This is a genomic window from Brevundimonas sp. Marseille-Q4549, from assembly GCF_976940555.1.
On sequence record NZ_CDRHXG010000001.1, the window covers coordinates 564306 to 590118 of the forward strand.

Here is a 25813-nt window from a genome sequence, read left to right on the forward strand (position 1 = left end):
GGGCGTCAAACCGCCCTCAGCCAAGTATAGACGTCAATCGCCTCTGCCACATCATCGAAGAGCTTTGCTTGCCCGTTTTCGATGATGAGCGCGCGAGAGCAGACGTTCGCGACCGAGGCCATGTCGTGTGACGCCATGACGAACGCTCGGTCCGCGCGGCGCGTGAAAAGTTCATCCGCGCATTTGGCTGCGAAACGCGCGTCCCCCACAGCCATCAGTTCGTCAATCAAGTAGCAGTCAAAATCGATCGCCAGGGACAAACCGAAGGCGAGTCGAGCCCGCATGCCTGACGAATAGTGCTTCACAGGCTGCTTGAGCGCCAATCCTAGTTCCGCGAAATTCTCCACGCGATCCAGAACCGTGTCGTAGTCGCCATTATAGATGCGCGCGAGGAAGCGGATATTGTCGAGGCCGCTGAGGCTGCCTTGAAATCCTCCGCCGAAGCCGATCGGCCACGACGGCCGAACGCACCAGTCCACCTTCCCTTCGGACATCGGCAAAACGCCGCCGAGTATCTTGATCAGGGTCGATTTGCCCTGCCCATTGCGCCCCAAGACGGCGAGCCGTTCGCCCCTCTGAAGATGCAGATTCAAATCCCGAAATATCCATCGTCCGCTTCCGGACCGATTCTCGACGAAAACCTTGCCGAGCGACTGCACATCGAGCGCGACGGATTGCGAGCGCGTCACAGAGCTTTGGATGCCGATCGCCGTCATCCTTGACTATGTTCTCTGAGGCCCGCGACGACGAGATAGGCTGTGGCGTATAGGACTAGGAGGCTCAGGAAAACTGTCAAAATGGCAAGGAGTCGCTTCGGCTGGCTGGCGTCGGTCGGAAGGTTGGGGCGCACGACGCGTTCCAGATACAGACGTTGGCTGCGCGCATCCGACTCCGAACGATCCAGTAAGGCTCGCGCCGACGCCAGGGCCTTGTCGGCGTACTCGCGGTCCAGCGCAAGGGCTTCATAGGTTTCAAGCTTGGGCGCCAAGGAATCGGCGGTGCCGGCCATCTTGCTCTGTTCGGCAGCAATCTGCCGTTCGAATGCTGCGATACGACTGTCCAGCGCCGTTAATTGAGGGCTCTGCGGTGCTTCGGAGGCCAATTGGGATCGCTCGGCGCGCAAATTCGCCACGGTCCCGCGAAGATTGCCAATCAGCTGCAGATTTTCGACAGCCGCCTTGGACGGGTCCAAAAGCCCCTCCCTGTTTCTGAAAGTCGTCAAACGTACCTGTGCCGCTGTCAACCGCGCCTCGGCGTCAGCGACGTTACGTCGCGCATCCGCCACGGCACCCTGATCCGCTCTGGTGTTGAGCTGGTTGACGAGGCGTTCGCCGCCATCCAGCAAAGCATCCGCCAGCGTTTGCGCATCTTGGGGCCTGAACGCCCTGACCCGTAGTGTGCTGAGGCCGGTAGAGGAGTCGTATCCTACCGTCACAAACCGCCGAAACCCATCGTGCAGGCCATCGGGCGATTCACTTTCCCAAGGCCGAGGATAACGCGACAGGGCGTCCACGCCCGGCCGGCCGAGCATGGCTCGTACATCCAGCTTTCCGCGCAGATCGTCCAGTGCATTGCGTGATCGGATATATTCGTGGACGGCGTAGGCGTCCGTTTGATTGGAGGACAGGCCGACCCCCTGAAGCGCCACGCCCAGGCTGGACGGCTGCTCCTGGGTCTTGGATCTGACGACGAAACGTGCCTCCGACGTATATTGCGGAGAGGCCACAAGCAGGTAGTAGATCGCCACTAGGATCGTCGGCGCGATTACGACGAGAAGAAAGGACAGGGGCGTCCTCCCCAGCGTTCTTCGCCAGCGCGGCGTGGTGTCCGACGAAGCAGCGAAGTCGCCGGGGCCGTGATATTTCAGGATTGGCTTGTTCATTTCGATTTCCAGAAACGGTCGCGCCGCCTCATTCCATTTCCAGATAGTGCTTGGCTCGTGCCAACAGCACCAGTCCCGCGAAGTTCAATCCGACCGTCCATGCAAGGGCGTATCCGACGTCATAATAGGTCGGCGTGAATTCCCCGAACATGCCGGCGCGCACCATTTCCACTGCATGGGGAATAGGAACCTTCAACAGAACATCCCGATAATGCTGCGGCAGCCAGGCCATCATCGTAAACACGCCGGATAGCGGGATCATGGCGTACTGCAGAACAGGCGAAACACGCTCGAACAACTCGTAACGCAGAGAAAGTCCAGCGAACACGAAACTGATTCCGCACGCCATGAAAGCCAGCAGGAACCAGCCGGAATAGAGCAGAAGCAGGTCGTGAGGAAGGCTTACCTGTCTGATCGCCAACATCGCCAGATAGACGATGAAGAAGGCCATGGTGTTTCCGGCGATCTCCAATCCGCATCGCGACAGATAAAGGTGCATGACTCGCACCGGTCGATGGTAGAGGAGCCCACCGTTGGCTTGAAGCGCATTCATGTTCGCGCCGATCAGATGTCTTAACAGAAGAAGACACATGTAGCCGGTCATGATGAACGGTGCGATCCTGACGCCATGCTCATACGCCGGCTTTATCAACGACCACATGATGATGACGCCGAAGCAAAACAGCAACGGTTCGCCGATCAACCAAAGCAGGCCTAAGCCTTGCCTGCCATAACGCGTGATCGTCTCGCGCATCATCAGCGCGCCTATAATTCTGACGTGTGACGACCATGAATTGTCAGTGGCGATCACTGTTGATCTCGAAGTTCGTGCAATGCATCAGGGTTTTGGGGCCAATAGCGCAGGGACCGCAGATAATGGCCACGCGCCAAATCCAGATCGCCCGCCAGCTTCGCCACGTGTCCGAGGTGAAGCTGGGCGTCACTGTTCAAGGGCTCCTGATCCGCAGCCTTGCGGTACATCTGCACCGCCGCGTCAAGTCTTCCTTGCTCTTTCAAGGTGTGGCCGATCTGGATCATAAGACGAGCGTTCCAAGGTTGTGTCAGCAGCAGACTGCGATAGCGCCGCTCTGCCGTCTTCCATTGCCTGCTGGAAAACGCCGCCTGCGCCAACTTCAGCCGCTTTCCAAATAGCCAGCGAGTCAATTTGCCGTCGATTTTCCGGGGGCTCGTATTCGCGACGGCCTCGGGAACGGCAAAGCCCAGATCGCCCAGCCCGTCCTTGGCCGGGCCGAAATCGGGATTCATCTTCAACGCTGCGCTGAAGACCTCGGCGGCCAACTCTCGATTTCCGCGATTTTTGAGGACGTGCGCGAGATGCAAACAGGTGTCGAGGTCCGCCGGCGCCAAGGCGAGCGACCTGAAATACGCCGCCTCGGCCGAGGCGAGGTCGCCGTTTTCCTTCAACGCGTGTCCGTACTGCTTCCAGGCGGACGCCTTTCGCGGTCGCGCCGCCACATAGGCCGCATAGGCCTCGCGCGCGCGAGGCCAATCCCGGCATGCCTTCGCGGCGCGCGCGTCGGCCAGAAGCTGTCGATGGTCCACGCCGACGAGAGGCGGTTCGTCGGACGACGCTTCGACGCGTGCTGGCTCGGATGAATTTTCAGAGGTGTGCGAAACTGACGCCGCCGCGACGGGACGGACGTCGGCCGCCCCCCCACGCACCATCCGTCTATGTCGGCTCGCCGCCGATTGGAGTTCGATTTCCAAGGCATCCCGCTCTGCGCCCAAGGCCTGGATTCGCGCGAGATCGTCCAGACGCCGGCGTTGCAGCGCTTCCGTTCGTCCCTGTTCTCTCTGCAAGGCGTCCCGCACTCGGTGCAAGTCGATCAGTTCGCCGGCCAGAGCTTCAAAGCGAAGGTTTTCTTCGACTCTCCGAGCGTCCGCGGCCGCGGCGGCCCGCGCCAGGCTTTCCAGAACGTCGGTCGTGGCCGAACCAACCTGCTCTTGCCGCTTCTCCAGCGCCGCGATTTCCCGTCCCAACTCCTGCATGTCCCGCGAGCCTTGGGACATCAAGCGCATAAGAGCGTCCCGATGACTGTCGACACCGCTGACCAGGGCCGCGCTGATCGCGCCGAGACGGTCGATCATCGCCTTCTGACGTTTGACGGCTTCGGTCGATCCCGTCTCCAGGGCCTTCAGGCGCTCGTCCTGACGCGTCAGAATTTCACGATGGTCGTCGACGCCGCCGGCAAGCGCCGAGCCGAGCGTATCTAGCCGGTCGAGTATCGCTTTCTGACGTTCGCCGATGTCGGTCGCAATGGTCTCCAAGGCGTTCAATCGACCATCCAGCACGCCTAGCTTGTCATTCAGGTTGCCGATAGCGACCGAAGACGCGGCTTGCGACCTAGGAACGGAACGCTTCGCGTCAACGGGACTCGCGCCTGCGGCTGAGTGTGTATCGGCCATATAATCCTGCCCAACTGGACGATTCAATTACGCGCCCCCTCCCGCCTTGAAAAGCGTCGCCTTAACCCAGCGCCGGGCCGTTCGAGAAGGATGTTCGCGGTCTCCATCTGCATCAGGCGTTCGACGCTGCAAGGCGACAGCGCGCCAGTTTGTTCGTCGATCAACGAGAAGTCGGACAGTCCCAGGGCGGCGAAATCATCGAACCATTGCGTCGGCGTCACGCCGGTCCTCGCCAGATGGGAAGACGCGAATTCGGCGATCACCAGAATATCCGGAGAATCCTTGCAAAGCCGCACCATCCCCTTGGCGACCTCGTTCTCCCAACCCTCGGCGTCGATCTTGACCAAGGACACGGCCTGGCCGGGAGGGACGATGTCATCCAGAGGCGCGACATCGACTTCGAGCGAACCCAATGACGACCCTTCCAGAACGGCCAGACTTCCAAGCATGCTGTTGAAGCCGAAGAAATAGGTCGCACGCCCGGCTTTCGCCCCCCCCGCGGCGAGATGAAGATCGAAACGATCGCCGAAACCATTCGACAACAGCGTGCGCCGGGCGGCCTCCGCCGATCGCGGGTTCGGCTCGACGAGGATCACCCGACCCTCCCGGCCCACATGCCTTGCCAGTTCGACGCTGATGAGGCCGATATGAGCTCCGACATCGACGACTACGTCGCCGGCTTTCACGGCACGCTTCAGCAAGGCCTGAACGCCCGGTTCATGGCCGCTAACGCCGTCCGCCAAATGCAGAACGGTGCGGAATTCTTCCGCCCCCGCCACGATCCATCCGTCCTTAGACCGTATCCCCACGAAATCATCGTCCAGCGAAACGATCTGGCGCTGGAGACCTGCTTCGATCATCTCCTGCAGGTTGGCGATTCGGGCTTCGATCAACGAGAGCCGTTCCTCCAGATGGGCGGCCTCCCCGCTCACCGAGCGACCTTCCCAGCCACCGCCGCCGCGGAATAGGCCGCCGCGACCTCGCTCCAGCCATAGTCGGCTATCCGTTCCAGGCAGGCCTTCTGAACGGCCAGAGCCGCATCTCGGTCTTCCAGCGTCGAGAGGGTCAGATCCCGCAATTTTCGGCTGTCGTTCGGATCGAAGGTGAAGGCGGCCAGTTGCGGCTCGTCCGCGACCAGTTCACGCAGATGCGGGCCATCGGCCATCAAACAGGGGGTACTGACGCTTACAGCCTCATAGAAGGGGAACGGACCCAGTCCACCTTCGAAGATGGACGGATGAACGGCAAGCGCCGCGCAATGATAAAAGGCGGCGTGCACTTCCCTCGGCAGATCGGTCATGGACACGACGTCGCCGACCATCAGGTCATGTTCCAACTGGTTTGGCAGGGGCGTCCAAGTGGCGCCGAAATGCAGCGGAGCGGTCATGAACAACTTGAGATTGCGCCTCTCGTCGCGGACGAGCATTCGCACCGCTTCCGCTGCCAGCCGAATGTTCTTCGTCACGCGATCCTGCGTCGACACCGCGACATAGTCGATCTCCTCGAAAGGAAAGTCAGCCAATTGGGTCCAGCCTCGCTCGTGCGCATGGGAACGCAGAAGCTCGGCGGCGGCGCTTCGACTTGCCGCCGTCCAACCTTGGCGTGCATAGGGTGCCAGGTGCGACAGATTGGGCGGCGCATGCGGCACCACGTGAATCTTTTCCCTCGCAACCCCGAACAGACGCCCCGCCTGCTCGTTCGCGACATGGTTCGAAAAGGTCACGACGCAATCCGAACCGTCAAGCAGCGTCTGGACCTGTTGGCGCCACCGCAAATGATAGCCGTTGGGGCCCCACGCCCCCGCGTCGGGAACAGGAAACGCTACCGGTATGCCATCGGGGAAGATGGTGGCCACCGGCGCGTCCAGCAGCAGTGCATGGCGGAAGTACGGGAAAAGCACGATCCACCCTTCCACCTTCACATGCGCATTGGCGAATCTGGCCTGACCTTCGAAGTCGTCCGCGGCGAGCCCCAGTTCGGGCGAAGGGGAGTGCAGAACATAATCCACCCCTTCGACGGCCTGCAGAGACGCCAGGTCGTTCCTGGCCTCCGCTCGGACGCCCTCGGGCATCACGATGTGGAACGTATAGGTCTTCCCCTTGGCCACGCCCTCGATCATGAAACCGAGAAGCCGGGTCATGCCCTCGTTGGCCCAACGCGCGCCGACGGGCCATTCCGTCCACACGCCGACAGGAATGCGGGCCCTGTCTTCAGCGGATTTGGAACGCGCGTTCATGACGACGCCGCGTCGTCGAAGCCGGCGGCGGCCTCGGCATAGGCTTGAGCGACGGCGGCCCAGCCCCTTTTGCGGCGACGCTCATAGGCCGGACGCTGAAGCGCCACGGCGGCCTCGGGATCTTCCAGTACGTCCAGGACAAGCTTTCGCATGGTGGGAATGTCGTAGGGATCGAAGGTCAGCGGCTCGAGCTCCGGAGCCGTTTCCATCAGTTCACGCACATGCGGTCCCACCCCCATAATGCAAGGCGTGCCGACGCTGACCGCTTCGTAGAACGTCAAGGTGCCTACGATGCCCTCGTAGAAGGTCGGGTGAATCGTCAAGGTTGCGCAGTGGAAAAGCGCGGCGTGAACGTCGCGCGGCACGTCCGGCATCGAGACGATGTCATGCTGCATCTGGTGATCCGCCACCAGGCCGGGAAACAACGTCCAGCCGGCGCCATGATGCAGGGGCGCCGTGGTGAACAATTTCAAATTCCGCCGCTCGTCCCGAACCAGCCGTCGCACGACCTCGGCCGCACGACCGACGTTCTTCGTCACCCGATCCTGGGTCGCGACCATGACGAAGGGCGTTTCCTCGAATGGGAAGGCCCGCAGATAATCCAGCCCCTTCGTCGCAGCGTAATCGCGGAGGATATTGGCCGCCAAACGCCGGGTTTCAGGCGTTTTTCGGCGATCCTTTATGAAGGGAAGAATCGGCGCCAGGTCCGGCGGCGCGTGCGGCACCACACGAATCAAGCTTTCGTCGAGCCCCAGCAGCTTGACCCCATGACGGCGCGCGACATGCTTGGAATGGGCGATCACCGCCTGGCCGTCGGACAGGGTGTTGCGCGCGATAGTCTTCCACCGCACCCATTCGCCTTGCGGACCCCAATAGTGGTTGTAATCCCAGCCTATTGGAAAATCGTAGGGAATGGCGTCCGGCAACAGCACCGCCTTGCGACGATCCAACAGACGCGATCCAGTGAAATGTGGGAAGGTGTTGATCCAACCGGCGACATCGATGTGGGCGTTGGCGTAGGCCGCCATCGAAGCAGCGAGGGAGGACTTGTCTGAAATCGGTCCGTGCTCGCGCGCCCATTCCGCCTCGAAAGCCTCGCTGGGTTCATCGACGATCCAGTCGACACCCTCCTTCGCCAGCAGCGTGCGCAGGTCCTCGCGCACGGTCTCGGCCATCCCGCGCGGCACCAGGACCCGGAAGATGTAATCGCCGGTTTCGGCTCCACCCTCGATCAGGAAACCGACAATCCGAGAAATACCCTCGTTGGCCCACCGTGCGCCCGGAGGCAGTTCGCTCCAGACGCCGATCGCGGTCCGATTTCCCTCAAGCACCAGGAGCCCTCCAAAGACGCTCCACGATCGAGGACCAGTCCTCCGCATCAGCGCGCCGGGGCTGCGCGGCCTCAGACGTCCGGGCGGTTTCGGACAAGGCCGCCTTCAAGGCGTCGGCGACCAGACCGGCTTCCGACCGATCATAGAAATAAGCCTTCACCCCAAGCTCGCGCGCCAGGCTCTCGGCCTGAGGATAGCGCAGACCGATGAAGGGCGTCTTCGCCTGAGCCGCACGAAGAAGCCCTTCCCCCTCCGCATCGGCCAAGGCGCTCGACCAGACCAGCTTGGCGCGCGACAATGCGCGAACGAGCCCCCGCTCGTCGGAGACCGTCTCGCAAGAGATGGATTTCGCCGCCCTTCGCGCCCAGGGAGGCGTCGCGGCCAGAGTGACCTGTCCATCGTCAGGCGCGAAGCCATAGGCTTGCTCGCCACATACCGTGATCTTGGCCTCCACGCCCTCCGACCGCAGAATGCGGATCGCTTCCAACCCAACGGCGGGGTCGTGTCCGGCGTAAGGTTCAGCCAACCATAGCAGGTCGATGGACTGGCAGTCCTCGCGGGCGGAAATGGTCGATCCCGGCCGAAGTTGCGGAGCCAGGACGATCCGGTCGCGCCGAACGCCCGCATATCCGGAAATATCGTCGCACGTCGAAATCTGAGAGGCGAACACGCAATCGGCCTGGCGCCAAAGCCTGAATGCATGATCCTGGCGTCGCCAGAAGATGTGATCGAGACCGGACGCGAACGCCGCCGGCACATAACGCTGCGCCAGGTCGCGGACATAATAAGCGACAGGCTTCAGCGGCGCCACGGCGCCCTGCGCCGCGTCGGCGCATACGATCCAGGCGTCGCAGTCCATGAAGTTCCATCCCCAGTCGCGGGGAAGGGCGACATCGGGAATGTCGTCCAGACTGGCCTTCAGATCGGGGAACATCCTTTGGGCCATAGCAGGCTCGACCCGCTCCCATCCGAGATGTCGCACGACAACGCCGCTATCCTCCGTAAGAAGCTCGGCTTCCTTCTTCCGCCACTCCGCTTCGGATTCACGCGGCAACCCTATTGCGACCGTGATCTCGCCGCCGTTTGGCGCGCCCGTCTGGCGGAGAGCGGCCGCGAGTTCCTTCGCGCGCCAAAGCCAACCCAGATCTGGGCGCTCGGAGAGAAGTATCGCGATTTTCAAGGGGTGGAACCTCGTATGATGAGAACCTCGAGATACGGCTCACTCTCCCCCAAAGCAACGCCAAATCCGCCTTTGTCGCCGCTGCACTTGGCTTGGGTCTCTTCAACGTCTAGTAAGTCCGCGCTTTCATGGAGGAGCTTGCGTGCCAAGAGCATTCATCACGGGAATTACGGGCCAGGATGGAGCCTATCTCGCCGAATTCCTCCTCGAAAAGGGTTATCAGGTCTGGGGTCTGGCACGCCGCTCCAGCTCAGGGGGATTACACCTAGACCGCTTGGAATGGTTAGGCGTCCTGGACCGCATAACGCTGGTCGAGGGCGACTTGACTGATTTGTCGAGTCTCATGCGCATCATCGCCGAAGTGGACCCTGACGAAGTCTACAACCTGGCGGCGCAGTCATTCGTCGCCACGTCCTGGCAACAGCCGCATCTCACCGCGAACGTGACGGGTGTCGGCGTCCTGAACGTCCTGGAAGCCTTGCGTCTTCTCAAAAGCGAGGCCCGATTCTATCAGGCGTCGTCCTCTGAAATGTTCGGTCTGATCCAGCACGAGAAGCAAAGCGAGGCCACCCCCTTCTACCCGCGCTCGCCCTACGCCGTCGCCAAGCTATACGGGCACTGGATCACGGTGAACTACCGTGAAAGCTTCGGCATGCACGCAAGCTCGGGTATTCTCTTCAATCACGAATCCCCCCTTCGCGGGCAGGAGTTCGTCACGCGCAAAGTCACCGACGGCGTGGCGCGCATCAAGTTGGGGCTGGCCAAGGAGCTTCGCCTAGGCAACATCGAGGCCAAGCGGGACTGGGGCCACGCCCGCGACTATGTCCGGGCGATGTGGATGATGTTGCAACAGGACGCTGCGGACGACTACGTCGTGGCGACGGGGCAGACCTGGACCGTTCAGCATATGGTGGACATCGCCTTCAAACATGCGGGTCTTTCGGTTGAGGATCATCTGGTCATCGATCCGGCTCTGTTCCGTCCGGCTGAAGTCGACGTGCTGCTGGGCGATCCCACGAAAGCCGAACGCCAACTGGGTTGGAAGCCTACGATCACGCTCGAGGAGATGATCTGCGAGATGGTGGACGCAGACGTCGCGCGACTGACTCAAAAGCGTCGTTAGGAGCCCGCGATTCCCCGTTTGGTGGTTATCGGGGCGGGTGGACACGCCAAGGTCGTCGTCGAACTGGCGCGGTCTTGCGGCTTCGAAGTCGTCGGCTGCCTCGACGCCGACGATACGCCACGTCTCGTCGTCGGCGCGCCGGTGATCGGCAAGGACGACATGGCGGCGGCGCTTCTCGCCGAAGGCGTGGGATTTGCGGCCCTGGGCCTCGGATCCAACCGGACACGGGAACGAATCGGCCTTCGGTTCGAAGAACTGGGATTCGAACTGCCTGCCTTGATCAGTCCCCGCGCGACGGTGTCTCCTTCGGCCGTGGTCGAACGCGGCGCCATCGTCATGCCGGGCGCGGTCCTGAACGCCGATTGCAGGATCGGGGCGTTCAGCATCATCAACACCTGCGCATCGGTCGATCATGATTGCCGGTTAGGCGTCGCGGCGCATGTCGCACCCGGCGGCCGGCTGGCCGGATCGGTCGTGGTGGGCGATCGTGCCATGCTCGGCGTCGGCTCGGCGGTGGCGCCTGGCGTATCTATCGGCGACGATGCGACGCTCGGCGCGGGCGCGACCGCCATCTACGACATTCAATCGAACGCCATCGCGGTCGGCACGCCCGCCCGCCCAAGATAGACAGGATAAAGCCATGGACCGCATCGCCGTCGCCGTTCCGCGCCTCTCGGGCAAGGAAAAGGCCTACGTCAACGAGGCGCTGGATAGCACTTGGATCTCGTCGCGCGGCCCCTTCATCGAACGCTTCGAGGCGCAGGTCGCCGCCATGGCCGGCGTCAAGCACGCCATCGCCTGCAACAACGGCACCACCTCCCTGCACTTGGCTATGGTCGGGCTGGGCCTCGGGGCGGGCGACGAGGTCATCATGCCGTCGTTGACCTATATCGCCACAGCCAATTGCGTTCGCTACTGCAACGCCAGCCCGGTGTTCGTCGACAACGATCCCCGCACCTTCAACATTGATCCGGAGCGCATCGAACAGGCCATCACTCCACGGACCAAGGGGATTGTGGTCGTTCATCTGTATGGTCAGTCCGCCGACATGGCGCCGATCATGGCAATCGCCGCCCGTTATGGACTCTGGGTGATTGAGGACGCGGCCGAAGCGCACGGCGCACGATATCGCGGCGCGCCCGTGGGGGGCATCGGGCACTGCGGTAGTTTTAGCTTTTTCGGCAACAAAATCATTACGACCGGCGAAGGCGGAGCCGTAACAACGAACGACGATGAGTTGGCGGCCCGTATGCGGCTGTTGCGCAGCCAAGGCATGAGCGCCGAACGGCGTTACTGGCATCCGGTCGTTGGCTTCAACTATCGAATGACGAACCTTACGGCAGCCATCGGCGTGGCCCAGATGGAACGGCTTGACGAGGCCCTGGCCCGGCGCGTCGAGATCGCCGCCACCTATGATCAAGCTCTCGCTGGGCTGGTCGATATGATCGACTTGCCCTTCACCGCGATCGACTGCGAGCATTCATTTTGGATGTACACCATCATGCTGAAACCACACGTCGGAACGTCCCGCGACGAGGTGATGGCGCGAATGGACGCGGATGGCGTGGAGACACGCCCCGTCTTCTATCCGGTCAACGACATGCCGCCCTACTATGACGCTTCGGTCGACGCCCCGAACGCGCGCCTTTGCGCAGCCCAGGGCATCAATCTACCGACTCACGAGTCATTGTCGGCGGACGATATCACGCGCGTAGGTGAAACGCTGAGACGCGCACTGAATTCGTAAGGAGCTACAGATTCAACAGCGCCGGATCCCCGCCCTGGGCCGCGATATTGATGCTGATCGCCTTCTCGGCGGCATAGCGGATCAGGCTGTTGGGGCCGCCCGCCTTGGGGCCGGTGCCGGACAGGCCTTCGCCTCCGAAGGGTTGGACGCCGACGACGGCGCCGGTGATGGAGCGGTTGACGTAGACGTTGCCGGCGGGGACCAGGGAGACGACCTCGTCGGCGAAGGCTTCGATGCGGCTGTGGACGCCCAGGGTCAGACCATAGCCGCGGGCGGCGAGTTTACCGGCGACCGTCTTCAGATCGGACGGGGCGTAGCGGTAGATGTGCAGGATGGGGCCGAAGACCTCGCGTTCCAGGAAATCGGGCGTGGGGATTTCGGCGATGGTGGGGGCGAACAGGTCGCCCTTTTCCGCGCCCATCGGCAGGGCGGCGCGGGCGATGATTGTCGCTTCCTTTGACAGGCGCTCGACGTGGGCTTCCAGGGCGCGGCGGGATTCCGGGTCGATGACGGGGCCGATGTCGGTCCTGGGGTCGGCGGGGTCGGCGACGGTCTGGACGGCAAGCGCGCCCTTCAGGCCCTCGATCAGGGCGTCGGCCGAATCCTTGGGCACATAGAGGACGCGCAGGGCCGAGCAGCGTTGCCCGGCCGAGCCGAAGGCCGACTGGATCACGTCGTCGATCACCTGTTCCTTCAAGGCCGTGGTGTCGATGAACATGCCGTTCAGGCCGCCGGTTTCGGCGATGAAGGGGATGATGGCGCCGGGCCGGGCGGCGATGGATCGGTTGATGGCGGCGGCCGTGTCCGTGCCGCCGGTGAAGGCGACGCCGTCGACGCCCGGATGCGTGACCAGGGCCGCGCCGACCGTCTCGCCGCGTCCAGGGACCAGGGCCAGCAGATCGGGGTTCAGGCCGGCCTTGTGATACAGGCGCACGGCCTCGGCGGCGATCAGGGGCGTCTGTTCGGCGGGCTTGGCCAGGACGGCGTTGCCGACGGCGAGGGCAGCGGCGATCTGGCCGGTGAAGATGGCCAGCGGGAAGTTCCACGGACTGATGCAGGCGAAGACGCCGCGTCCGTGCAGGATCAGCTGGTTGGTCTCGCCCGTCGGCCCCTTCAGGGTTTCCGGCGCCGAGAAGTCGCGTTCGGCCAAGAGGGCGTAGTAGCGGCAGAAGTCGGCGGCCTCGCGCACCTCGGCGACGCCGTCGTTCAGGGTCTTGCCCGCCTCGCGGCTGAGCAGGGCGACCAAGCGGTCCATGTCCGCCTCCAGCGCATCGGCCATGGCGCGCAGGGTCACGGCGCGTTTGGCGCCGCCCTGACGGTCCCAGGCGACCTGGGCGTTGGCGGCGGCTTCGACGGCGGCGTCGATGTCGGCCGTCTCGGCCTCGGACACATGGCCCAGCACCTGCGAGCGGTCGAACGGATTGGTCACGTCCTGAGGATTGATCCCGGCGCGAAGCTTGCCGCCGACGAGGGGGCCTGAGGTCAGCTTCTCGCGGTCCACCAGCTGCAGCGCCCGGGCGTGGGCTTCACGGTCTGCGGCCTGGCTGTAGTCGCGGCCGAGGGAGTTCTGACGATCGCCGTACATGTCTTTCGGAACCGGAATCTTGGGGTGACGGTCGGGGGCCTGCTCGACCAGGGAGATGGGATCGGCCGCGACGGCCGAGGCGGGCACGCGCTCGTCCAGCAGGGCATGGACGAAGGAGGAGTTGGCGCCGTTTTCCAGCAGGCGCCGCACCAGATAGGGCAGCAGTTCTTCGTGCCCGCCGACGGGCGCATAGGCGCGCACGATCACCGTTTCGTCGGACCATGTGTCGATGGCGGCGTCGTACAGAGCCTCGCCCATGCCGTGCAGGCGCTGATGCTCGACCGCGACGCCGCGATCGCGCGCCATGCGGCGCACGGCGGCCAAGGTGTGGGCGTTATGGCTGGCGAACTGGCTGTAGATCGCGGGCGCCGCCTCGATCATGGCGCGCGCGCAGACCAGATAGTTCAGATCGGTCGCCGCCTTGGTCGTGAAGACCGGATAGTCAGTGCGGCCGAAGACCTGGGCGCGCTTGATCTCGGTGTCCCAATAGGCGCCCTTGACCAGACGCACCATCAGACGACGCCCCGAGCGGCGGGCCAGGTCGGCGACCCGCTGAATCGTCTCCAGCCCCCGCTTCTGATAGGCCTGAACCGCCAGACCCAGCCCGGTCCAGCCGCCCAGCGACGGCTCGTGCGCCAGCCGGTCCAGCAGCTTCAGCGACAGGGCCAGACGGTCGGCCTCCTCGGCGTCCATCGTGAAGTTGATGTCGTATTTCGCCGCGATCCGAGCCAAGCGCAGAATGCGGGGATAGAGGGTGTCCCACACCCCGCCCTCGTGCGTCGCCTCATAGCGGGGCGACAGGGCTGACAGTTTCACCGACACGCCGTGGCCGTGTTCCGGCCCCTGGCCCTTCGACGTCTTGCCCACCGCTTCGATGGCGTCGGCGTAGATGGTCTCGTAGCGATCCGCGTCGGCCAGGGTCCGGGCGCCCTCGCCCAGCATGTCGAAGCTGCACAACCAGCCTTCCTTGTTCGACCGCTTCAACGCCGCCTGGATAGTGCGGCCGACGACGAACTGCTCGCCCATGATCTTGACGGCGGTGGCCACGGCCTGACGGATCACCGGCTCGCCGATCCGGCCCGCGATCCGCTTCAGGAAGCCGGACAGGTCGGTTTTGGCCTCTTCATCGACGTCCACCAGCTTGCCGGTCAGCATCAGGCCCCAGGTCGAGGCGTTGACGAACAAACTGTCGGACTGGCCCAGATGGCTGGCCCAGTCGGCGGAACCGATCTTTTCGGCGATCAGGCGGTCGCGCGTCTCCTCGTCCGGCACGCGCAGCAGAGCCTCGGCCAGACACATCAGGGCCAGACCCTCGCGGGTGCCCAGCGAAAACTGCTGCAGGAAGCTTTCGACCACCCCCTGTTTCTTCTGGCTGCGGCGGGCGTGTTCGACCAGGGCCGTGGCCTCGGCGACCACGGCGAGGCGTTCGTCCGCGCTCAAGGGAATGCGGGCCAGGTTGGCGGCGACGGACGCGCGCTCGTCGCGGAACTTGTCGTGGTCCAGATCGTCCCAGGCGGCCAGGCTCGAAGGCGTGAAGGCTGAAGCGGTCATGGCGGACAAATCCTGTGGATTCATCCCCTATATGTCGGAGTTCATCGAAGGTGCTTCGTATGATATATGATCAAGCCGAAGATCATTCGTATTCCAGGCCTATTTTCCGATGATCGAAATCGACGCCGTCGATCGCCGCATCCTGCGGGTTCTCCAGACCGACGCCCGCATCTCCAACGCCGAACTGGCCCGGCGCTGCAACCTGTCGCCCGCCGCCTGTTTCGAGCGGGTCAAACGGCTGCGCGAAAAGAAGGTCATCACCGGTTATGCCGCCATGATCGACCCGGCCCAGGTCGGGCGCGACCTGTTGATCTTCGTCGAGGTGCTGCTGGACCGCACCACCGGCGACGTCTTCGAGGGCTTCGCCGAGGCCGTCCGCACCCAGCCCGAGGTTCTGGAGTGCCACATGGTCGCCGGCGGCTTCGACTATCTGATCAAGGCCCGCGTCGCCGACATGGACGCCTATCGCGCCTTTCTGGGCGATGTTCTGGTGCGGATGCCGGGCGTGCGGGAAACCCGCACCTACGCCGTTCTCGAAGAGGTGAAGTCCACGACGGTGCTGCCGCTCTGAGATTGCGGCAGTCTCGAACCACAACCGACGGTCGCCGTAGGTGACGACAACGACAGGCTCGGCTAGTACTGACCATCCCTCAGACAAACGTAACGTGCCCATGCCCCCCATCTATCCAGTCATCATGTGCGGCGGCTCCGGCACGCGACTCTGGCCCGCGTCTCGTCCCTCGCTTCCCAAGCAGTTCATCCCTCTGGCCGGCAACCGCTCCCTGTTTCAGGAGACTGTGGCCCGCGTCTCGGCTCTGGCGGAAGGCGGCGGATCCTTGGTCGTCGTCGGCGGCGTGCGGCACAAGCGCGCGATTCTCGATCAGCTAGACGAAATCGGCGCATCGGCTGTTATTCTTCTGGAGCCTGAAGGTCGAGACTCCTCCGCCGCCATGGCCGCAGCAGCGCTCTGGACCACCCGCCAGACGCCCGACGCGGTTACACTGTTCGTCGCATCAGACCATCATATTCCTGATGACCAGGCCTTCAGGACAGCGGTCAAGGAAGCGGCTGTCGCAGCGGCCGAAGGGCGCATCGTGACGCTTGGCGTCGTGCCGACCGCACCCTCGTCGGCTTATGGATATATTGCGCCCTCTGGCGACGGCTTGTCGCCAGTCGCCGCCTTTGTGGAAAAGCCGGACGCAACGACCGCACAGCGGTACATAAATGAAGGCTATCTCTGGAACAGCGGCAATTTCATCGTTCGCGCAGATGTCCTGGCGACGGAAGTGGCGGAACACGCGTCCGCCGTGGCCGAAGCTGTGAAGGCAGGCCTGGACGAGGCCAAGACCGAAGGCCCTTGCCTCACCCTGGGCGCGAGCTTCTTGTCCGCGCCCAAGATCTCGATCGACTATGCGGTCATGGAGAAGACCACGCACGCCTCGGTCCTGCCGGTCCGTTTCGCCTGGTCCGACCTGGGCGCTTGGGATGCCGTCCATGCCTCGGGTGAAGGCGGCGTGGGCCTGCACGTCCTCGAAGACTCCGAAGGTTGCCTGATCCGCGCCTGCGACGGGGTTATGGTCGCAGCGATCGGCCTGCAGGACGTCGGCATCGTGGTGGAGCGTGACGCCGTACTCGTCACCGCTCTGAAAAAGAGCCAGGATGTTAAGAAGGTAGTTGAGCGTCTGCGGACCCTATCGCCACAGCATCTGGACTTCTCCGCGCCTCCGCCGGCTGAATCGCTGCAGGATGGGGCGGTCCGCTTCACCACCTGGATGCGGCAATCGGCCCTGCCGACCTGGGCGACGCTGGGCCAGGGCGCCGATGGCGGCTTCGAGGAATTGTTGACCCTGGATGGTCGCCATATCCGATCGTCGCGCCGCGCCCGGGTCCAGGCGCGCCAGTTGCAGGTTTATGCGGACGCCGGACGACAAGGCTGGGCCGGACCTTGGCGCGCCGTCATCGACAAGGGGCTAGAACGGCTGCGCGCCGCCTATCTTCGGCCGGATGGGCAGATGAGGACTCTGCTCGACGCCGACGGCCGCCCTCAGGATGAAACGGCCATGGTCTATGATCAGGCCTTTTTCCTCTTCGCCCTGGCCAGCGTGGCGCGCGCAACGGCGCGGATGGACCTCGAAGATGAAGCCGCAGGCGTGCTGAACCACCTGCTCCAGCGCGCGGACGCCGCCGGCGGGCTCAGAGAGTCCGGCGATCATCCCTATCAATCCAACGCCCACATGCATCTGCTTGAAGCCGCACTGGCTTGGGAAGAGGCTGGCGGCGCCCCGCGCTGGACCGAAACCGCGGATCGGATCGTACGGCTGGCGCAAACGCGCTTCATCGACGCAGACACCGGTGCACTGCGCGAGTTCTTCGACGCCGGCTGGGCGCCCGCTCCGGGAGAAGCTGGCCGACTGGTCGAACCAGGACACCAATTCGAATGGGCCTGGTTGATGGCGCGCTACGGCCGAAGCCGTAACGACCAAGGCGCCCTCGACAGCGCCCGGAGGCTGTACGCGGCGGGCTTGAAGGGTGTGGACCGCAAACGCGGCGTCGCAATGGACGCCCTGACCATCACCGGCGGCATACAGAGCGCACGGGCCCGACTGTGGCCCCAGACCGAATGGCTCAAGGCGGCGTGCATTCTGGCGACGATGAGCGAAGATGGTCAACGGGACCAGTGCCTGGATCAAGCGTCCCAAGCTTCCCACGCATTGTGGCGTTATCTGACGCCTCAAGGCCTGTGGCGGGACAAGATGCTGGAGACCGGCGAGTTCATCGACGAACCAGCGCCTGCGAGTTCGCTCTATCACATCATGGCCGCTTACGTTCAGGTACGAGACACGCTGAACTTCCTATACGGGCGCGACGATCGATCCCTGCAACTGGCGTGACGCAGCGTCGAGCAAGGACCGTCTCGCCATCGTCATTCGAACCGGCTAGAAGTTTCGCCCTTACTCAACGGCTCAGGGTCCGCCCGCCTCAATGCGCATCGTTCTGGCCACCGACGCCTGGGAACCTCAGGTCAACGGCGTCGTCCGCACCCTGACCCGCACGGTTGCGGAATGCCGGGCCATGGGGCACGAGGTCGAGGTCATCGAACCCAGCCTGTTCAAGACCATCCCCTGCCCCACCTATCCGGAAATCCGGCTGGCCCTGGGCGCCGAGGAGGAGATCCGCGAGATGCTGCGCGCCTTCGAGCCTGAGGCCGTGCATATCGCCACCGAAGGCCCCATCGGCATCGCCACGCGCCGCATCTGCGTCGAATGGAAATTGCCTTTCACCACCAGCTACCACACCAAATTCCCCGAGTACGTCTCGGCACGGTTCCCGATCCCGGTCCAGGTCGGCTACGCCTATATGAAATGGTTCCACAAGCCGTCGGGCCGGCTGATGGTGGCGACACCCACCCTGCGCGACGAACTGGTCGAGCACGGATTCAAGAACGTCTCGCCATGGTCGCGCGGCGTCGATACCGCAGTGTTCAACCCGGACCTGAAGCCGATCTACGATGAACTGGGCGGCAAGGACTGGCCCAGGCCCTTCTTCCTGAACGTCGGCCGGGTGGCGGTCGAGAAGAATATCGAATCCTTCCTCCAACTGGACCTGCCCGGCACCAAGATCGTCGTCGGCGACGGTCCGGCGCGCGCGGAGCTTCAGGAGAAATATCCCGAGGCCAAGTTCCTGGGCGCCAAGTTCGGCGACGACCTGGCCCGCTGCTTCCGCGACGCCGATGTGTTCGTCTTCCCCAGCTGGACCGACACCTTCGGCCTGGTGATCCTGGAGGCCATGGCCACGGGTACGCCGGTCGCCGCCTATCCGGCCCACGGCCCGATCGACATCATCCCCGGCTCGGGCGCCGGGGCCATCGACAAGGACTTGCGGACCGCCTGCCTGGCCTGCCTCGATCTGGATCGGAAGGCGGTGCGCGCCTATGCTGAGAAGTTCAGCTGGCGCGCCTCGGCCGAGCAGTTCGTCGAGAACCTGCAGCCCTATCCCGAACCGGAGAGGGGCCGCTTCTGGCGTCGCCTGCGCCGGATCGCCCGCATCCGCAAGCGCGCCGCGGCCTGAAACCGCGTCCCGGAATTCTCGCTGCACATTGGCGCAAGACCACTTCCCGAAGGACATCCAATGCTGAAACCTCGCCAGGATCTGACCCCGAACACGGCCGCCTATGAAACCCAGGCGCTGGTCAAACCGACGGGGTTCCGCGAGTACGATGCGCGCTGGATTCTGGAGAAAGAAATCAATCTCCTCGGCATTCAGGCGCTGGGCCTCGGTCTGGCGACCTATGTGCACGAAATCGGCGTCCGGCCGCGCATCGTCGTCGGTCATGATTTTCGCGGCTATAGCCTCAGCGTCAAACAGGCCCTGATCATCGGCCTGCTGGAAGGGGGGATGGAGGTTCTGGACATCGGTCTGGCCCTGTCGCCCATGGCCTATTTCGGCCAGTTCGAACTGGACGCCCCCTGCGTCGCCATGGTCACCGCCAGCCATAACGAGAACGGCTGGACCGGGGTGAAGATGGGGGCGAACAAGCCCCTGACCTTCGGCCCCGACGAAATGGACCGCCTGAAGGAGATCGTGCTGGGCGGTCAGGGCGTGGCCCGCGACGGCGGCAGGCTGGTGCGCATCGACGACTTCCGCGAGATCTATATCGCCGATGTGGCGGCCAAGGTTCAGGTGAAACGTCCGCTGAAGGTGGTGTGCGCCTGCGGCAACGGCACGGCCGGCGCCTTCGCGCCCGAAGCTCTGCGCCGCATGGGCGTCGAGGTGATCGAGATGGACACCGACCTCGACTACAATTTCCCCAAATACAACCCGAACCCCGAAGACCACGCCATGCTGGTGCAGATGGCCCAGCGGGTGAAGGAGACGGGCGCCGACCTGGCCCTGGGCTTCGACGGCGACGGCGACCGCTGCGGCGTGGTGGACGACACGGGCGAGGAGATCTTCGCCGACAAGATCGGCCTGATGCTGGCCCGCGACCTGTCCAGGGTCCACCCCGGCTCGACCTTCGTCGTCGATGTGAAGTCGACGGGCCTGTACAAGACCGACGAGGTGCTGAAGGCCAACGGCGCCGAGGTTGTCTATTGGAAGACGGGCCATTCCTACATCAAGCGCAAGACCGCCGAACTGGGCGCCCGGGCCGGGTTCGAGAAGTCGGGCCACTTCTTCATGGCCGGCGATCTGGGCCATGGCTACGACGACGGCCTGGTCGCGGCGGGCGCCGTTCTGGCCATGCTGGACCGCAATCCGGGCAAGAAGCTCTCGGAACTGAAGTCCGCCCTGCCAGACGCCTGGACCAGCCTGACCATGTCGCCGCATTGCGATGACGAACTGAAGTACGGCGTGCTGGACCGGATCGTGAAGGAATACTCCGATCTGGCCGCAGCCGGGGGCGAAATCCTGGGCCGCAAGATCATCGAGGCCATCACCGTCAACGGCGTGCGCGTGCATCTGGACGACGGCTCATGGGTTCTGGTCCGCGCCTCGTCCAACAAGCCTGAACTGGTCGTGGTGGTCGAAAGCATGCGCAGCGAAGACGACATGCGCGACCTGTTCCGCAAGGAGATCAAGCCGCGCCTGGCCGCCTATCCCGAAATCGGCGCCTTCAATCAGGAAATCTGAGACTTAAGGTCCATTCGACTGAACCAATCCGCATCCAGACCGCTTCTTTCCCGCAGACGGTCGGAGGATGGATTGCCTCGCTACTTTTTCCATACCCAGAACGGGGACGTCGTCCGGGACGATCAGGGCGAGGAGTTGCACGGGGTCGAGGCGGCGCGCGAGGAGGCGGTTGCGGTCCTTGGCGAAATTCTGCGTTATCGGGGCGCGGCCTTCTGGGCGACGCGCCGATTCAGCGTCGTCGTGACCGACGACGCGGGACGAACGGTGGTCAGCATCACCGCCGCCGCGTCCGACAGCCCGCCCGAGGACTGGAGCGTGTCGGAGACGCCGCGATGACCGAGACCCGCGCAACCCCCCGCGTACAGACTCTGGTGGACAAGCTGAGCCTGCGGGACCGGCTGTCGGACGAGGAGGTCGCCGCCCTGGATAAGGCGCTGGAACCGCCGCGCTCCGTCCCCGCCGGAGCAGACATCGTACGCGAGCACACCCGGCCCTCGGCCAGCACGCTTCTGATCTCGGGCTTCTCGGCCCGCTATTCCACATTGGAAGACGGTTCGCGCCAGATCACGGAGATCAATGTATCGGGGGATTTCATCGATCTGCACAGCCTGCTGATGAAGCAGATGGATCACGGGGTCGTGGCCCTGACGGACTGCGTGACAGCCAATGCCCCGCACATCCGCCTGATCGACATCACCGAGCGCCATCCGCACCTGGGGCGTCTGTTGTGGCTGGACACCATCATCGACGCCGCCATCCACCGACAATGGCTGGTGGCCATGGGTCGGCGCAGCGGCCTGGGCCATCTGGCCCATCTGGTATGTGAACTCTACCTGCGCCTGCAGGCGGTGGGACAGACGGGCGATCTGAGTTTCGACCTGCCCCTGACCCAGAACGTTCTGGGCGATGCCCTGGGCTTGTCCGCCGTCCATGTCAGCCGGCTGATCTCCGAACTGCGGGCCGAGGGCGTGGTCCAGTGGTCGGGCGGCCGGATCGACATCCTGGACTGGCGCCGCCTGGCCGAGATCGCCGAGTTCGACCCCACCTATCTGCGCCTGCAGAGCGAGCCGGTCTGACCGCTTAACCCATGTTATCGCGCACGGTGGCGCTTCGCGATCTAGACGGCGGATGCCGACGTCCCATCTGGTCCCCTCGCTTCTGTCCATCCTGGCCGTCCAGGGTCTGGACGAGGGCGACGCCCGCCCCGCCCTGCCCGGCGCCCATACGCTGGCCGAAGCCGAGGGCGAGCCGCTGATCACCTTCATCCTGGGCGGCGTGGCGGCCCGCCTGGGGCGCCATCCCACCCTGTCGCAGGGGTTGGCGGGGCCGGAGGAACTGATCAATTTCGACGCCGTGTTGCGCCGGGGGCCGGCCGAGACCGCCATATGGTTGACGCCGGGCCGGTTTCTGACCGTGTCGGCCCAGCGTCTGGTCGACAGGATCGACGGCGCGACTCTGATCGACGCCGCCCTGGCCGACCTTCGACGCAGGAACGCGGCCCTGGAAGCCGAACTAAGGCGTCACGCGGGTCTGAAAGTCGAGCAGCGTCTGGCCGCCCTGATCCTGAACGTGCACGACCTGGGCGGCGGCGACGTCCTGGCCCTGCGTCAGAGCGATTTAGCCGATCTGATGCAGGTGCGCCGGGCCAGCATCTCGGGCGCCTGCGCCGCCCTCGACGACATGGGCGCCATCCGCCTGCGCCGCGGCGCCCTGGAAATCGTCGATCCCGACATCCTGCGCGGAATGAGCGATCCGCCCGTCACTCCACCGTGACGGACTTAGCCAGGTTGCGGGGCTGGTCGACGTCGGTGCCCTTCTGGACAGCGGTGTAATAGGCCAGCAGTTGCACCGGCACGGCATAGACCAGGGGCGCGATCAGGGGGTGGCAGTCCGGGGCGTCGATGCGGCTGATGCCGGCGCCGTGCGGGTCGGGGGCGTTGACCGGCGCGATCATGATGACCGGCCCGCCCCGCGCGGCGACCTCTTGCAGGTTCGACGCCGTTTTCTCGAACACGTCGTCCAGCGGCGCCAGAGCGATGGTCGGCGTCGCCTCGTCGATCAGGGCGATCGGACCGTGCTTCAGCTCGCCGGCGGCATAGCCCTCGGCGTGGATATAGCTGATCTCCTTCAGCTTCAGCGCCCCCTCCATGGCCAGAGGGAACATGGCGCCGCGTCCCAGGAACAGGACGTCGTCGGCCTTTGACAGGTCCTGAACCACGGCGCGGATGCTGTCGCCCATGGTCAGGGCCTCGGCGATCAGGCGCGGGCTTTCGAACAGCGCCTTGACCAGTTCGGCCTCTTGGGCGGCGTCGATCCGGCCGCGCGCCACGCCGGCCGCCACGGCCAGGGCCAGGAGGGCGGCGACCTGGGCGGTGAAGGCCTTAGTCGAGGCGACGCCGATCTCGGGTCCCGCATGGGTCGGCCACAGCACATCGGCCTCTCGCGCCATGGAGGAGGAATGGACATTGACCACGGCGGCTGTCTGCAAGCCTTGCGCCTTGCACCAGGTCAGGCTGGCCAGGGTGTCGGCCGTTTCGCCGGACTGGCTGACGGCGACCGCCAGGGTGCGCGGCGACACGGCGGGCGAGCGATACCGGAACTCCGACGCGATCTCCACGTCGCAGGGCAAGCCCGCCAGCTTCTCGAAAGCATAGCGGCCGATCTGACCGGCGTAGAAGGCGGTGCCGCAAGCGACGATCTGAATGCGGTCGATGGCGGCGAAATCGATCGCGTTCGTCTTCGCCGTTCCCGTCACCAGATCGAGATATTCGGACAGGGTGTGCTGGACGCTGTCGGGCTGTTCATGGATTTCCTTTTCCATGAAGTGGCGATACTCGCCCTTCTCGACCAGGGCCGAGGAGGCCGCGACCTGGACGACTGCACGGTCCGCCGGCTTGCCCGTCACGTCGAACATCTGCAAGCCGGCCTTGGTCACGGCGACATAGTCGCCCTCTTCCAGATAGGAAATTTTCTGGGTGAAGGGGCCGACCGCCAGGGCGTCCGAGCCCAGATACATCTCGTCCTCGCCCCAGCCGACGACCAGAGGGCTGCCGCGCCGCGCGCCCAGGATCAGGTCGGCCTCGCCGTCGATCAGCACCGCCAGGGCGTAGGCGCCGGTCAACCGATCCAGGGTCGCCTTGAACGCCTCCAGCGGTTTCCTGCCCGTCTTCAGCTCGGCGTCCAGAAGGTGGGCGATGACCTCGGTGTCGGTCTGGCTTTCGAAGACATGGCCCTCGGCGGCCAGCTCGGCCTTCAGCTCGGCGAAATTCTCGATGATGCCGTTGTGCACCAGCGTCACGCGGCCGGCCTTGTGCGGATGGGCGTTGGCGGTCGTCGGCGCGCCATGGGTGGCCCAGCGCGTATGGCCGATGCCTACGACGCCGTTCAGCGGATCCTCGGCCAGAACGGCTTCCAGGTTGCGAATCTTGCCTTTGGCGCGTCGGCGCTCGACCTTGCCGTCGACCATCACGGCCACGCCTGCGGAATCATAGCCGCGGTACTCCAGCCGCTTCAGGCTGTCGATCAGCCGGGGAACGACGGGTCCGTTGCCGGTGACGCCGATGATGCCGCACATGCCGCAAGCTCCGAAAGAAAACAGGGCCGCTTTTGCACTGGCGGCGAACTGGGACTAAGCCACGCAATCAAGCCCCACCGGCCGTCTATGCAATCTTAAGGCGGACCGCATCAAAAATGGGGTTTCGGAACGTTACCCGAAACGAAGGACCGATCCTTGGGCGACAGAAAATATTTCGGCACCGACGGCATCCGCGGGCGCGCCAACAGCTATCCGATGACGGCCGAGGTGGCCCTGCGGGTCGGCCTGGCCGCCGGCCGCCTGTTCAACACGGGCGACGACCGCCGCCATCTGGTGGTGATCGGCAAGGACACCCGCCTGTCCGGCTATATGATCGAACCGGCCCTGGTCGCCGGCTTCGCCTCGGTGGGCATGGACGTGCGCACCTTCGGCCCGGTGCCGACGCCGGGCGTGGCCATGCTGACCCGTTCCATGCGCGCCGATCTGGGGGTCATGATCTCGGCCTCGCACAACGACTACGCCGACAACGGGATCAAGCTGTTCGGCCCGGACGGCTACAAGCTGTCGGACGAGATCGAGCTGAAGATCGAGGCCATGATGGACGACGGCCTGGGGCAGGGGCTGGCGGCGTCCAACCGCCTGGGCCGGGTCAAGCGCATCGACGACGCCCAGGCCCGCTATATCGAGATCGCCAAACAGGCCTTCCCCAAGCGGCTGACGCTGCAGGGCCTGCGCATCGCCGTCGATTGCGCCAACGGCGCCGGCTACAAGGTCGCCCCCACCACCCTCTATGAACTGGGGGCCGAGGTCTTCCCCGTGGGTGTCGAGCCGAACGGGACCAACATCAACGCCGACTGCGGCTCGACCCATCCCGAGACCCTGGCCGAGGCGGTCAAACGCTATCGCGCCGACATCGGCATCGCTCTGGACGGCGACGCCGACCGCCTGATCGTCTGCGACGAAAAGGGTCAGGTGGTGGACGGCGACCAGATCATGGCCCTGGTCGGGCTGGACTGGGCGCGGCGCGGCCTGCTGACCGGCGGCGGGATCGTCGCCACCGTCATGTCCAATCTGGGGCTGGAGCGCCGCCTGAAGGCCGAGGGCCTGACGCTGGAGCGGACCAAGGTCGGCGACCGCTACGTCATGGAGCGGATGCGCGAGGGCGGCTTCAACATCGGCGGCGAACAGTCCGGTCACATCATCCTGCACGACCACGCCACCACGGGCGACGGTCTGATGGCGGCGCTTCAGGTTCTGGCCGTCCTGGTCGAATCCGGCCAGCCGATGAGCGTCCTGGCCCGCCAGTTCGACCCCGTGCCGCAACGGCTGGAAAACGTCCGCTTCACCGCCGAAAAGCCGCTGGAGACCGACAAGGTCAAGGCCGCCATCGCCGAGGCCGAGGCCGCCCTGAACGGTCAAGGCCGGCTGCTGGTCCGTCCTTCAGGCACCGAAAAGCTGATCCGCGTCATGGCCGAAGGCGACGACGAGGCCCTGGTCAAACGCGTTGTGGCCGAGGTGGCCGGCGCCGTGCGCACGGCGGGCTGAAGTCCGAGCTCGATCGCAGTCCGTCGCAGTCTGGACTGGTCCA

21 protein-coding genes are annotated in these 25813 nt (G+C 64.4%); 11 read left to right on the forward strand and 10 right to left on the reverse strand.

Annotated features, from left to right (window positions below):
• Nucleotides 1–5: 5 nt before the first annotated feature.
• Genes ACWPV3_RS02925 through ACWPV3_RS02960 form a run of 8 tightly spaced genes read right to left on the reverse strand, consistent with a single transcriptional unit; the run spans nt 6 to nt 8810 of the window.
• Nucleotides 6–716 carry an ABC transporter ATP-binding protein gene (locus ACWPV3_RS02925; protein WP_453976776.1) on the reverse strand — a complete coding sequence of 237 codons (711 nt, stop codon included), beginning with the start codon at nt 714–716 and terminating at the stop codon, nt 6–8.
• Nucleotides 713–1882 (reverse strand): Wzz/FepE/Etk N-terminal domain-containing protein, encoded by a 1170-nt coding sequence (locus ACWPV3_RS02930; protein WP_292088444.1) that lies wholly within the window; start codon nt 1880–1882, stop codon nt 713–715. The genes ACWPV3_RS02925 and ACWPV3_RS02930 overlap by 4 nt, the downstream gene beginning before the upstream one ends.
• A 28-nt stretch (nt 1883–1910) precedes the next feature.
• The gene (locus ACWPV3_RS02935; RefSeq protein WP_453976777.1) at nt 1911–2639 is read right to left on the reverse strand and encodes an ABC transporter permease; all 729 of its coding nucleotides are present in this window, start codon (nt 2637–2639) and stop codon (nt 1911–1913) included.
• 50 nt (nt 2640–2689) lie between these two features.
• Entirely contained in the window at nt 2690–4309 is a 1620-nt protein-coding gene (locus ACWPV3_RS02940; RefSeq protein ID WP_453976778.1) for a tetratricopeptide repeat protein, read from the reverse strand.
• 23 nt (nt 4310–4332) lie between these two features.
• Complete coding sequence (locus ACWPV3_RS02945) at nt 4333–5241, reverse strand: FkbM family methyltransferase (RefSeq protein WP_453976779.1); 909 nt, start codon at nt 5239–5241, stop codon at nt 4333–4335.
• Entirely contained in the window at nt 5238–6545 is a 1308-nt protein-coding gene (locus ACWPV3_RS02950) for a glycosyltransferase (RefSeq protein ID WP_453976780.1), read from the reverse strand. Before ACWPV3_RS02950 ends, ACWPV3_RS02945 begins: the two co-directional genes overlap by 4 nt.
• The gene (locus ACWPV3_RS02955; protein WP_453976781.1) at nt 6542–7876 is read right to left on the reverse strand and encodes a hypothetical protein; all 1335 of its coding nucleotides are present in this window, start codon (nt 7874–7876) and stop codon (nt 6542–6544) included. The genes ACWPV3_RS02950 and ACWPV3_RS02955 overlap by 4 nt, the downstream gene beginning before the upstream one ends.
• Entirely contained in the window at nt 7869–8810 is a 942-nt protein-coding gene (locus ACWPV3_RS02960) for a hypothetical protein (protein WP_453976782.1), read from the reverse strand. Before ACWPV3_RS02960 ends, ACWPV3_RS02955 begins: the two co-directional genes overlap by 8 nt.
• Before the next feature lie 388 nt (nt 8811–9198).
• On the opposite strand from ACWPV3_RS02960, the gene gmd reads away from it, so the two are divergent.
• From gmd to ACWPV3_RS02975, 3 genes are read left to right on the forward strand one after another with little or no spacing between them, the layout of a single operon-like run.
• Entirely contained in the window at nt 9199–10179 is a 981-nt protein-coding gene (gene gmd / locus ACWPV3_RS02965; RefSeq protein WP_292088452.1) for a GDP-mannose 4,6-dehydratase, read from the forward strand.
• A 21-nt stretch (nt 10180–10200) separates the two neighbouring features.
• Nucleotides 10201–10806, forward strand: a complete 606-nt coding sequence (locus tag ACWPV3_RS02970) for an acetyltransferase (protein ID WP_453978493.1) — start codon at nt 10201–10203, stop codon at nt 10804–10806.
• 13 nt (nt 10807–10819) lie between these two features.
• A complete protein-coding gene (locus ACWPV3_RS02975; protein ID WP_292088453.1) occupies nt 10820–11926 on the forward strand; it encodes a DegT/DnrJ/EryC1/StrS family aminotransferase in 1107 nt (368 codons plus the stop codon).
• 4 nt (nt 11927–11930) lie between these two features.
• Here the strand turns inward: ACWPV3_RS02975 and putA are convergent, their stop codons facing one another.
• Nucleotides 11931–15062 carry a bifunctional proline dehydrogenase/L-glutamate gamma-semialdehyde dehydrogenase PutA gene (gene putA, locus ACWPV3_RS02980; RefSeq protein WP_453976783.1) on the reverse strand — a complete coding sequence of 1044 codons (3132 nt, stop codon included), beginning with the start codon at nt 15060–15062 and terminating at the stop codon, nt 11931–11933.
• A gap of 109 nt (nt 15063–15171) precedes the next feature.
• Between putA and ACWPV3_RS02985 the strand changes: the two genes are divergently transcribed.
• The 7 genes from ACWPV3_RS02985 to ACWPV3_RS03015 all read left to right on the forward strand — a co-directional run bounded on the left by ACWPV3_RS02985 (nt 15172) and on the right by ACWPV3_RS03015 (nt 22463).
• Nucleotides 15172–15633, forward strand: coding sequence for an Lrp/AsnC ligand binding domain-containing protein (locus tag ACWPV3_RS02985; RefSeq protein ID WP_292088455.1), 462 nt, complete (start codon nt 15172–15174; stop codon nt 15631–15633).
• Between the two features lie 100 nt (nt 15634–15733).
• Entirely contained in the window at nt 15734–17953 is a 2220-nt protein-coding gene (locus ACWPV3_RS02990; protein ID WP_453976784.1) for an AGE family epimerase/isomerase, read from the forward strand.
• 91 nt (nt 17954–18044) lie between these two features.
• Entirely contained in the window at nt 18045–19130 is a 1086-nt protein-coding gene (locus tag ACWPV3_RS02995; protein WP_453976785.1) for a glycosyltransferase family 4 protein, read from the forward strand.
• Nucleotides 19131–19190: 60 nt separating this feature from the next.
• Nucleotides 19191–20690, forward strand: coding sequence for a phosphomannomutase/phosphoglucomutase (locus ACWPV3_RS03000; RefSeq protein WP_453976786.1), 1500 nt, complete (start codon nt 19191–19193; stop codon nt 20688–20690).
• A gap of 72 nt (nt 20691–20762) precedes the next feature.
• Entirely contained in the window at nt 20763–21026 is a 264-nt protein-coding gene (locus ACWPV3_RS03005; protein ID WP_292088459.1) for a DUF6894 family protein, read from the forward strand.
• Complete coding sequence (locus ACWPV3_RS03010; protein WP_453976787.1) at nt 21023–21766, forward strand: Crp/Fnr family transcriptional regulator; 744 nt, start codon at nt 21023–21025, stop codon at nt 21764–21766. Before ACWPV3_RS03005 ends, ACWPV3_RS03010 begins: the two co-directional genes overlap by 4 nt.
• Before the next feature lie 52 nt (nt 21767–21818).
• Nucleotides 21819–22463 (forward strand): Crp/Fnr family transcriptional regulator, encoded by a 645-nt coding sequence (locus ACWPV3_RS03015; RefSeq protein ID WP_453976788.1) that lies wholly within the window; start codon nt 21819–21821, stop codon nt 22461–22463.
• Here ACWPV3_RS03015 and glmS read toward each other — a convergent pair.
• Nucleotides 22450–24264: a glutamine--fructose-6-phosphate transaminase (isomerizing) gene (gene glmS / locus ACWPV3_RS03020; RefSeq protein WP_453976789.1), complete on the reverse strand. Its 1815-nt coding sequence runs from the start codon at nt 24262–24264 to the stop codon at nt 22450–22452. The genes ACWPV3_RS03015 and glmS overlap by 14 nt on opposite strands.
• A 156-nt stretch (nt 24265–24420) precedes the next feature.
• Between glmS and glmM the strand changes: the two genes are divergently transcribed.
• On the forward strand, nt 24421–25770 hold the full coding sequence (gene glmM, locus ACWPV3_RS03025; RefSeq protein WP_453976790.1) for a phosphoglucosamine mutase: 1350 nt from the start codon (nt 24421–24423) through the stop codon (nt 25768–25770).
• The last annotated feature ends 43 nt before the right edge of the window (nt 25771–25813 follow it).

Bases quoted from the DNA above. Each gene is read 5' to 3' on its own strand.
- ACWPV3_RS02925 (WP_453976776.1), bottom strand. From the start codon at position 716: ATGACGGCGATCGGCATCCAAAGCTCTGTGACGCGCTCGCAATCCGTC.
- ACWPV3_RS02930 (WP_292088444.1), bottom strand. From the start codon at position 1,882: ATGAACAAGCCAATCCTGAAATATCACGGCCCCGGCGACTTCGCTGCT.
- ACWPV3_RS02935 (WP_453976777.1), bottom strand. From the start codon at position 2,639: ATGATGCGCGAGACGATCACGCGTTATGGCAGGCAAGGCTTAGGCCTG.
- ACWPV3_RS02940 (WP_453976778.1), bottom strand. From the start codon at position 4,309: ATGGCCGATACACACTCAGCCGCAGGCGCGAGTCCCGTTGACGCGAAG.
- ACWPV3_RS02950 (WP_453976780.1), bottom strand. From the start codon at position 6,545: ATGAACGCGCGTTCCAAATCCGCTGAAGACAGGGCCCGCATTCCTGTC.
- ACWPV3_RS02960 (WP_453976782.1), bottom strand. From the start codon at position 8,810: ATGTTCCCCGATCTGAAGGCCAGTCTGGACGACATTCCCGATGTCGCC.
- ACWPV3_RS02975 (WP_292088453.1), top strand. From the start codon at position 10,820: ATGGACCGCATCGCCGTCGCCGTTCCGCGCCTCTCGGGCAAGGAAAAG.
- putA (WP_453976783.1), bottom strand. From the start codon at position 15,062: ATGACCGCTTCAGCCTTCACGCCTTCGAGCCTGGCCGCCTGGGACGAT.
- ACWPV3_RS02985 (WP_292088455.1), top strand. From the start codon at position 15,172: ATGATCGAAATCGACGCCGTCGATCGCCGCATCCTGCGGGTTCTCCAG.
- ACWPV3_RS02990 (WP_453976784.1), top strand. From the start codon at position 15,734: ATGCCCCCCATCTATCCAGTCATCATGTGCGGCGGCTCCGGCACGCGA.
- ACWPV3_RS02995 (WP_453976785.1), top strand. From the start codon at position 18,045: ATGCGCATCGTTCTGGCCACCGACGCCTGGGAACCTCAGGTCAACGGC.
- ACWPV3_RS03000 (WP_453976786.1), top strand. From the start codon at position 19,191: ATGCTGAAACCTCGCCAGGATCTGACCCCGAACACGGCCGCCTATGAA.
- ACWPV3_RS03010 (WP_453976787.1), top strand. From the start codon at position 21,023: ATGACCGAGACCCGCGCAACCCCCCGCGTACAGACTCTGGTGGACAAG.
- ACWPV3_RS03015 (WP_453976788.1), top strand. From the start codon at position 21,819: ATGCCGACGTCCCATCTGGTCCCCTCGCTTCTGTCCATCCTGGCCGTC.
- glmS (WP_453976789.1), bottom strand. From the start codon at position 24,264: ATGTGCGGCATCATCGGCGTCACCGGCAACGGACCCGTCGTTCCCCGG.